11 protein-coding genes and 1 tRNA gene are annotated in these 8,055 nt (G+C 56.5%); 10 read left to right on the forward strand and 2 right to left on the reverse strand.

The features are described 5' to 3' along the window. The first annotated feature begins 407 nt into the window (after positions 1 to 407). The 10 genes from ACYCUK_RS21755 (at position 408) to ACYCUK_RS21800 (ending at position 6,972) form a co-directional block, all read left to right on the forward strand. On the forward strand, positions 408 to 1,685 hold the full coding sequence (locus ACYCUK_RS21755; protein WP_461596714.1) for a tyrosine-type recombinase/integrase: 1,278 nt from the start codon (positions 408 to 410) through the stop codon (positions 1,683 to 1,685). Continuing rightward, a complete protein-coding gene (locus ACYCUK_RS21760) occupies positions 1,685 to 2,311 on the forward strand; it encodes a hypothetical protein (RefSeq protein ID WP_461596715.1) in 627 nt (208 codons plus the stop codon). The genes ACYCUK_RS21755 and ACYCUK_RS21760 overlap by 1 nt, the downstream gene beginning before the upstream one ends. Positions 2,312 to 2,488: 177 nt before the next feature. Next, positions 2,489 to 2,695: a helix-turn-helix transcriptional regulator gene (locus ACYCUK_RS21765; RefSeq protein WP_461596716.1), complete on the forward strand. Its 207-nt coding sequence runs from the start codon at positions 2,489 to 2,491 to the stop codon at positions 2,693 to 2,695. A 2-nt stretch (positions 2,696 to 2,697) separates the two neighbouring features. Then, on the forward strand, positions 2,698 to 2,901 hold the full coding sequence (locus ACYCUK_RS21770; protein ID WP_461596717.1) for a hypothetical protein: 204 nt from the start codon (positions 2,698 to 2,700) through the stop codon (positions 2,899 to 2,901). Further along, positions 2,894 to 3,814 carry a hypothetical protein gene (locus ACYCUK_RS21775; protein ID WP_461596718.1) on the forward strand — a complete coding sequence of 307 codons (921 nt, stop codon included), beginning with the start codon at positions 2,894 to 2,896 and terminating at the stop codon, positions 3,812 to 3,814. The genes ACYCUK_RS21770 and ACYCUK_RS21775 overlap by 8 nt, the downstream gene beginning before the upstream one ends. Positions 3,815 to 3,816: 2 nt before the next feature. Then, positions 3,817 to 4,332, forward strand: coding sequence for a DNA N-6-adenine-methyltransferase (locus ACYCUK_RS21780; protein ID WP_461596719.1), 516 nt, complete (start codon positions 3,817 to 3,819; stop codon positions 4,330 to 4,332). After that, entirely contained in the window at positions 4,329 to 5,843 is a 1,515-nt protein-coding gene (locus ACYCUK_RS21785; protein ID WP_461596720.1) for a YfjI family protein, read from the forward strand. Before ACYCUK_RS21780 ends, ACYCUK_RS21785 begins: the two co-directional genes overlap by 4 nt. Before the next feature lies 1 nt (position 5,844). Further along, a complete protein-coding gene (locus ACYCUK_RS21790; protein ID WP_461596721.1) occupies positions 5,845 to 6,045 on the forward strand; it encodes a hypothetical protein in 201 nt (66 codons plus the stop codon). Positions 6,046 to 6,130: 85 nt separating this feature from the next. After that, complete coding sequence (locus tag ACYCUK_RS21795) at positions 6,131 to 6,682, forward strand: hypothetical protein (protein ID WP_461596722.1); 552 nt, start codon at positions 6,131 to 6,133, stop codon at positions 6,680 to 6,682. Next, positions 6,679 to 6,972: an HGGxSTG domain-containing protein gene (locus tag ACYCUK_RS21800; RefSeq protein ID WP_461596723.1), complete on the forward strand. Its 294-nt coding sequence runs from the start codon at positions 6,679 to 6,681 to the stop codon at positions 6,970 to 6,972. The genes ACYCUK_RS21795 and ACYCUK_RS21800 overlap by 4 nt, the downstream gene beginning before the upstream one ends. Positions 6,973 to 7,181: 209 nt before the next feature. On the opposite strand, the gene ACYCUK_RS21805 is transcribed toward ACYCUK_RS21800, so the two are convergent. Together ACYCUK_RS21805 and ACYCUK_RS21810 are read right to left on the reverse strand one after the other, a co-directional pair. Beyond that, entirely contained in the window at positions 7,182 to 7,580 is a 399-nt protein-coding gene (locus tag ACYCUK_RS21805; RefSeq protein WP_461596724.1) for a hypothetical protein, read from the reverse strand. A 321-nt stretch (positions 7,581 to 7,901) separates the two neighbouring features. Beyond that, positions 7,902 to 7,977, reverse strand: a tRNA-Thr gene (locus ACYCUK_RS21810). Positions 7,978 to 8,055: the final 78 nt, after the last annotated feature.

An 8,055-nucleotide genomic window follows, 5' to 3' on the forward strand; every position in this document is an offset into this window, starting at 1 on the left:
TGGAATTGGATTCCTACCGTCTACTATATGTCTACCAAAGAAAAAGACCTGCGGACGAAGTCACGTAAGTCTTTGATTTGTGGTGCTGGCGGCAGGAATCGAACCCGCGACCCACTGATTACAAATCCTTTGTAGCCCTGTTTTAGCCTGTTTTAGCTCGACACACAAAAGCCCGCAATCGTTTGAAATACTAGCCACCATAGGCTATACTTCGTTTGAAGTTGTAAGCGGCGGCTTTCGCTCATCTGCTTACAAAGTGCTTACATTATTTTTCTGAACTACTGATTGGCAGTCAGTAGGTGCGGGTCAGTTTTTCTGGTGTACCCCTTGCGATTCTTGCGATTCTTGCGATTGTGAATCGTAACTTATTGAATCATAAAGGGTGGAAAGGCAAAAACCCCTGCAAAATGCGTCTGCGATTCTTTGCGATTCTTGCGATTCTGGAGGAAGTGGTCATGGCGAGTCTGAAAACGAAGATCAACAAGGGTGCGGTCGACGACGCGGAAGCCCCTGCCACCGGGCAAGCGTTTATCTGGGATACCGAGGTCAAAGGCTACGGTCTGCGAGTCACCAGCGGCGGGACCAAGACCTTCATTGTGCAGAAGCGCATCGGCGGGAAGGACCGGCGGGTCACGCTCGGCAGGTATCCAGAGATCACAGCGGAGGCAGCCCGTAAACTGGCGATGACCCACATTGGCGAGATCGCCAGCGGCAACGACCCCATTGCTGCGAAGGCCACCGAGGAAGTGCAGGCAAAGACTCTGCGGGAAGTGATTGCAGACTATCTCGACATGGGCACCGTGAAGGCTTCCACGGCAAAAGACTTGCAGGGAACGCTCAACATTCATTGCGCTGCATGGATGAACAAGCCTGTGACCAAGATCACGCGGGATATGGTGGCAAAGCTCCATGCCAAGATCGGCAAAGAGTTCAACCCCAAAACAGGCGGGACAAAGCAGGCGACGGCCAACAAGGTCGCTCGGTATCTGAAACTCTTGTTGAACTTCACGCAAGAGCAATATCGCACCGGCGACGACCTGCCCATCATCGCCAGCAATGCGACCGCCGTGCTGAAAAAACGCATGTACAAGGTCCAGCGTAGGACCGGCCATCTGGAACCACACCAGATCAGATCATGGTGGCAGGCGACGGGAGACTTGCAAGATTCGGCGCGGGATTATCTGCGAACCATGCTCTTGACCGGCTTGCGCTCATCCGAAGCCATCAGCTTGAAGTGGGTCGACGTATCCATTGAGGGTAGGACATTCACGGTCAGGGACACAAAGAACGGCACCGACCACACCTTGCCTATGGGCGCATGGCTGACCGGCATGATCGCGGCTCGGCCCCATCACAACGAGTTCGTATTCAGTAGCGAACGTGGTCGTCCTACCAACCGGCGCGGCGGTATCGACAAGGCTGCGGAGCTGTCCGGTCTGGATATTCAGAAGCACGACCTACGGCGGACCTTCCTCACCGTAGCAGACGCGGTCGACGTGCCGTTCTACGCGCTCAAAGCCCTTGTGAACCATAAGAGCGGCTCCGGCGGCGATGTTACTGCGGGATACATCCAGACCAGCATCGAGCGGCTCAGGAAGCCTATGCAGGCCATCGAGGACTACACCTTATCAGCAGCAGGGGTCACGGCTGGCGCTGCGGTCGTGGAACTGCGGGAGGTGCAATAATGGCCTATGAGCGCATGTTGTTTGCAGACGCTGTTTGCCATCTTGGAGCGGCGGTCGCGGCCAACAATTTTAAGGCTCTGCCCATCGGCGCGTTTTCCAACTACACCCTTGACGAATTGGAGCGACTGCATCAAATCCAAGCATACCTGAAACGCTGCATTCATCTCGGCACCCTCCCCGCTCGGCGCTGGCCTTTGTACGGCATTGAACCGGCACCGATTGCCCCCGTAGTGGGTGGCCTGATGATGATTGAGGACCCCGGCCTTATGGTGTCCCTTGCTGATTTTCGCGTATGGATTGAAACATCCAAGGTCGCGGCCCCGGTAATATGGGCAGACGCCCTGAGCGATTCTATACAGTGGGACGACCAACCCATTCCCGGCACCCGGGTCATTACCGGCAAAGCCAAGGGGCGGCCCCTTAGTAAACTCGGTAAACTCGGCGATAACGTACAGGCTGAGGCAAACGAGATCGCTTTGAGGCTTTACGAGTTAAATGGAGAAATGCCAACACAAAAGACGATCGCGGCAAGACTTGGCACTAAGTACAGCGTAGCTTGGAGCACGGCAAAAGACCGCTTTAAGGTGAACCTCTGCAAGGAATACATAAAGCAGCAAAAGCAGTAAAACCCAAGCCAGCATTTAACGGCATTTTATGCCCCGCATAAGCCCCTGTTCATGGGGGCTTTTTTAGTGCCTGTTATCCATAACCAGCATACACCGTTATTCGTTTTTTTAACTGTTTTCCTATCCCCATAATTGTCATGTGGTTATCAGCAACCGTGACGATATGAGGATTCACAAATGGCGGCACAAATCTTTGAAGATGGAGAGACCTATAATCAGGTCGAGTTCGTGAAGCGGGTCAACAAGTCCAAGTCATGGGCAGAGCGTAGCAGGTGGGCAGGCAATGGCCCGCGTTATATCAAGGTCGGGCGCTCAGTCTTGTATCTTGGCAAAGACCTCAATTCGTGGCTTGAGTCTCAGGCCCGCTTGAATACGGGACAATAAAAATGAGCGCCCCTATCGAGAACGCCCAGCAGTACAACGCACCTGTCAATCATACATCAATCAAAGCTCTGCGGCACCTGCTCAACGCGCTGGATTCCTTGCAGAAAGTGGAGCATGCGACGGACTCAGCTTGCATCATCGGTCGCTTTTTATCGGACGGGATCGGGGTCGAGATTGCGCGGCTTTGGGGTCGCGGCAATGAATAGCGCGACCTTCCAATTTGGCATTGTCCAAGCCATCCGGCAGCCTGCGATTAAGCCCACCAGCATTACATGGGCGAGATTCTGCAAGGCTCTTGAGTATCCCAAGATCAGGCCCGACAAGGACGGTCCCGGCGCTGTTTTCGGCACCTTCAGTAAACAGTGGCGCAACCGGGAAAACGTCTTAACCGTGACCGCCATCGCCTACGACCTTGAACAGCAGGCAGGCGGCCCGGCGATACCAGCGCCAACAGCCATTGCAGAAGACTTGCGAGGTCTCGGTCTGGCCTTTGCCGTCTGGACCACCTACAGCGACAAGCCAGAAGCTCGGCGCATCCGGGTCGTGCTACCCATCGAGGACGGTCTTGCACCGGAACTGCTCCGGGCGGCGTATCCCCTCCCCTTGAAGTACCTGCCCATCATCACCCCGGACATGCTCGACGCTACATGTGCGGAACCGGCCCGCATGATGATTTTGCCAGCGATACCGGCAGATCGGCGCGACCGGTATGAGTGCTACTGCTCAACGACCGGCGATTGGCTCCAAGGCTCATCGCTGGCGCTGGCAGCTACCGAAGTGCTCCGGGCTGAAAAGGATGCAGCAGCGGCCAGGCAGGCGCGATTCAGGCCCGGTCCGCTCAGTGGTCGGGAATCTGTCATTGAGGCTTTCAATCGAGAACATCCGGTCGAGGAGATTCTGGAGGCCAGCGGCTATAAACGGCGCGGAAAAAAGTGGGTCAGCCCTAACAGCCACTCCGGTCAAGCTGGCGTCATCGTGAAGGATGGTCGCGCTTTCAGCCACCACAGCGACGCGCTCGGCGACCACTTCTGGCACGACCCATTTGACCTTTACGCAAAGCTGCAACACGGCGGCGACAAGCGACTTGCAGCGCAATCTCTGCGCGGCGGGAGGATTTGAACATGGCTCATGTATCAAGCAATTCCGGCAACAATGAATGGTACACGCCCCTGCTCTATCTCGACGCGGCACGGCAGACTATGGGTCAAATCGACTGCGACCCGGCATCGTCGGCCATTGCGAACCGGGCGGTCGGCGCGACCACGTTCTTCACCAAAGATCAGGACGGACTTAGCCAATTTTGGCACGGTAGGGTCTGGCTTAATCCACCGTATGCACAACCGCTGATACGGCTTTTCTGCGAGGCGGCGGTCGGCAAGTTTCAATCTGGCGAAATCGAGCAAGCGGTCGTGCTGGTGAACAATGGAACAGAAACTAAATGGGGAAAGACTCTGCTCGACGCGGCGAGTGCTGTTTGCTTCCCGACCGGGCGCATCCGTTTTCTGGACCCGGACGGCAACGCGGGCGCACCGCTCCAAGGCCAAATGATCGCCTATCTCGGCGCGTGCCCTCAACGATTCCGAAAAGCCTTTGCAGACTTCGGCACGATCACCTATCCGGTCGGGCGGGCATCATGAGTGCCCTTCCCTTCACCCGCAAAATATCCCCGGAAGAAGCAGCGGCGGCAGCGGCTCCAGACTGGGAAGACCCGTTACCACTCACCGAACATGAGGTCGGCGACCCCTATCCATTGGACGCCCTGCCCGACCCCATCAAGACTACCGTGCAGGAGGTGCAAGGCTTCATTCAGGCGCCGACCGCACTGGTGGCGGCTTCGGTACTCAGTGCCCTGTCAGCGGCGGCGCAAGGGCTGGCAAACGTACAGCGTGACAAAGGTCTAGTCGGACCCTGCTCCCTGTATTTTCTTTCCATCGCTGAGAGCGGCGAGCGCAAGAGTGCCATCGACACAACGGTCCTTGAGGGAATCAGGGCTTACGAAATCGAAGAAGAAGAATCTGCAAAAGGACTGAGGAAGATTCACGCGGCGAAGTTCAGGTCGTGGGAAGCTCAGGTCGAAGGGGTCACGTCATCCATCCGGGCGGACGCCAAAGGCGGGAAGCCGGTCGGGGCACTTGAATCAAAGCTCATGGACTTGGAACGGAACAAGCCCCGTCCTGTCATCGTACCCCGCGCTCTATGGGACGATACAACTACAGAGGCGCTCATCGCTGGCATGGCTTCCAACTGGCCCAGCGCGGCCATAATCAGCGCGGAAGCCGGGGTCGTGTTCGGCGGCCATTCCATGAAAAAGGACAATCTGACCGGCGGCCTGGCTACGCTCAACAAGCTCTGGTCTGGTGAACCCATCAGGGCAGATCGTAAAACGGAAGGTGCAAGCGTCATCCTCAACAGCGGGCGGCTGACCCTTGGCCTTGCCGTGCAGGAGAGTGTGGTCCGGCAATTCTTCGAGTCCTCAAAGGGCATCGCACGCGGGAGCGGCTTTGCGGCTCGGTTCCTGATTAGCTGGCCTGCGAGCACTCAAGGCACCCGCTTCTATAAATCCATTGGCACAACGCTTGCGACCAGCAAGTTCACGGCGCGGCTCAAGGCGATGATCGGCGCGACCGAGTTGCTGGTCGACGGCTGCGATTTGAAAACCGTACCGTTATCACCGGCAGGAAAAACGGCGTGGGTCAGCTTCCATGACGGTATCGAGGGCGAGCTGCTCCCCGACCGCGAGTTCGCCGACAACAAAGACTCTGCCAGCAAAGCGGCTGAAAATGTTGCACGGCTTGCTTGCCTGTTCCACCTGTTCGAGCACGGTCCATCTGGTCAGATCAGCGCGGAGCATGTGGAGGCGGCGGCGGCCATCGTTACATGGCATTTATTCGAGGGTAAACGCTTCCTTGGAGAGATTGCCCAGCCCGCCGACCAGATCGCGGCGGAGCGGCTGGACGCATGGTTACTGCAACAGCAGGGTCCGGTCAGCGCCACCACAATCATGCACAAGGGACCGGCGGATACGCGCAAAAGATCAGCACTCGACAAAGCCTTGCAGGAGCTTGTGGCCTGCCACCGGGTCCGCGTATCCAAGGTCGGCAAGTCTTCCATCGTTTCAGTAAATCCGGCTCTACGGCAAGGAGGCTAATGTGGCGCTTCGTGATTACTACCGGAAGTATCTGCCGGACCCATATCCGGCTCTTGAGCGGGAGGCCATCCAGCGGGAGGAGGATGCACCGGCCTCGGACGATTACAGCGATATACCCGGCTTCGAGGATTGCGAGGTCATCAGCCTTGCTGACTATCGAAAGATTCTGACTCGCATCCACGGCTGGAGGTATCAAGAATGAACGCTAACCCCTCAAATCTGCCCGCTACGGCCTTGAATAGCAGGTCGTGCGGCATCCCTACCCCCATCACGAAAACGAGGTATTTATGGCAACGAAAGTGAAACAGAAGCCCAGCGGCAGCGAGTTGCAGGTCATACCGGCCAAGCCGGGTCGCAAAGCTCCAATCGGTCCCCACGGCGCGGCGATAGAAGACCTGCGAGCTGCGGCAGTGGCAGAAAATACTCTCAGGACGCCATCGGAATCAGCGGTCCATGACATGATTGCGATGGCTCTCAACGCTTTCCCTCAACGCGGTCGCCCAAGCGAAGACCTGTATCTCACCGCCCTTGAACAAATCCGTATGCTTGAACCCCGCGACGGCATGGAGGCCCAGATATGCACGATGATGGTCGGCGCTCTGCAATGCAGCATGGAGACTATGCGGCGTGCCAACGACCCAAAGCAGCCCAGCGATATTGCTGCAAAATTGCGGAACAGCGCGACCCGGCTGGTGCGAACCTACGCGGATTTAGCCGACCTGCTCGATAGACACCGGAACAAAAACACCCAGAAGATCGTGGTCCAGCACCAAACCGTCATGGTCAACGGCGACGCTCAGGTCGCCCAGATCACCGGGCAGGGGGAAAGCGGGTCATGAGTAAAAATCAGCCAGAAGGACTTGCACAATGTTTGCGCTGCAATGCAAAAAGTAAGCGGTCGGGAGTGCGATGCAACAGCCCTGCGGTCAAGGGGAAGATCAAGTGCCGTATGCACGGCGGGACCAGCAAAGGCCCATCAGAAGCCGGTAAACAGCGGCTTTCCGATTTGAAGATGGTGCACGGCAACTACACCCGCGAGGACCGGCGGAACACGGCTCGGTACGCTGAAGTGATACGGTCGGCGCGAGCGTTTATCAAGAACCGGCGGGAGGTCAGCGGCGATGACTAAGCGCCGACCATCGGTATCAGTGCCCATTGGATACGCGGCGGCTTGGGCAAGGCTGTTTGCTCGATCACCCGCCGAACTGGAGGAACAAGCAAAGGCATCGACGGCTCCCCAGCCACCCGGTACACGCAAGAAAACCTGAACCCCTAGCTGGTGCAGGCAACCTGCCCAGCAACCCCCCTTATTTGCCCTGTAGCGCATCCTGCGCGGTATCATGGGCAACCATCCCAAAAGCAAACGCCATCCCCAGCAACAGCGGCCCATGCAGGGGCAAAAGCAAACGCCATGATGACCGCATGGTGAACGGCCATGGTCAGCACCGATAAGGCTTTGCGGCCCATCGTGAACGCATGATGGGCGCATTGTGACCACCCGCATGAATTGCGCTCATGGGAAAAATCAACAGCAAATCCAACACCGAGCCAGCAACTTGTCGGGAATCCCGACAGGTGGCCACCTTCCTGCATAGTCTTTTCTTCTCCAATCGCATCAATCGCAAAGCCTACCAAAAACACCAGCGCCAGCAATATCAACAGCTTGCAGCGTATGCGCTCCCCACAATCGCAAGAATCGCAGACAATCGCAGACAATCGCAGAGCAAAAACAGGCATCTTCCTTTGCACAGTCTTTCATCTTTTCAATGGGTTACGCTTGGCACACCTTCCAGAATCGCAAGAATCGCAAGAATCGCAGAGGTATCCCACAGAATCGCAGAATCGCCAGAACCGCTATAAAGTAATTTTAATAATATATTATTATTAAATAATATTCTGATAGATGGCATGGGACAGAGGGGAGAAAGACTGTGCAGGGGGTGAAGATTCTGCCAGATCAGGGGTCGGTTTTAGGCCCGATTTTCTCCAAATGCTTACAATGCGCTTACACGAAAAAGGAAAGGCACCCAGCTTACTACGCTAAGTGCCTGTTTTATATGGTGCTGGCGAGAGGAATCGAACCCCCGACCCACTGATTACAAATCAGTAGCTCTACCGACTGAGCTACGCCAGCCTATGATTTAGTTTATCGTGAGGAGGCCGGCTTTCGCAATGTAGGCGGGGCGAGGGAGAGGCCGGCCGTTGCGGCTAA

This window comes from Thiomonas sp. (genome assembly GCF_054608695.1).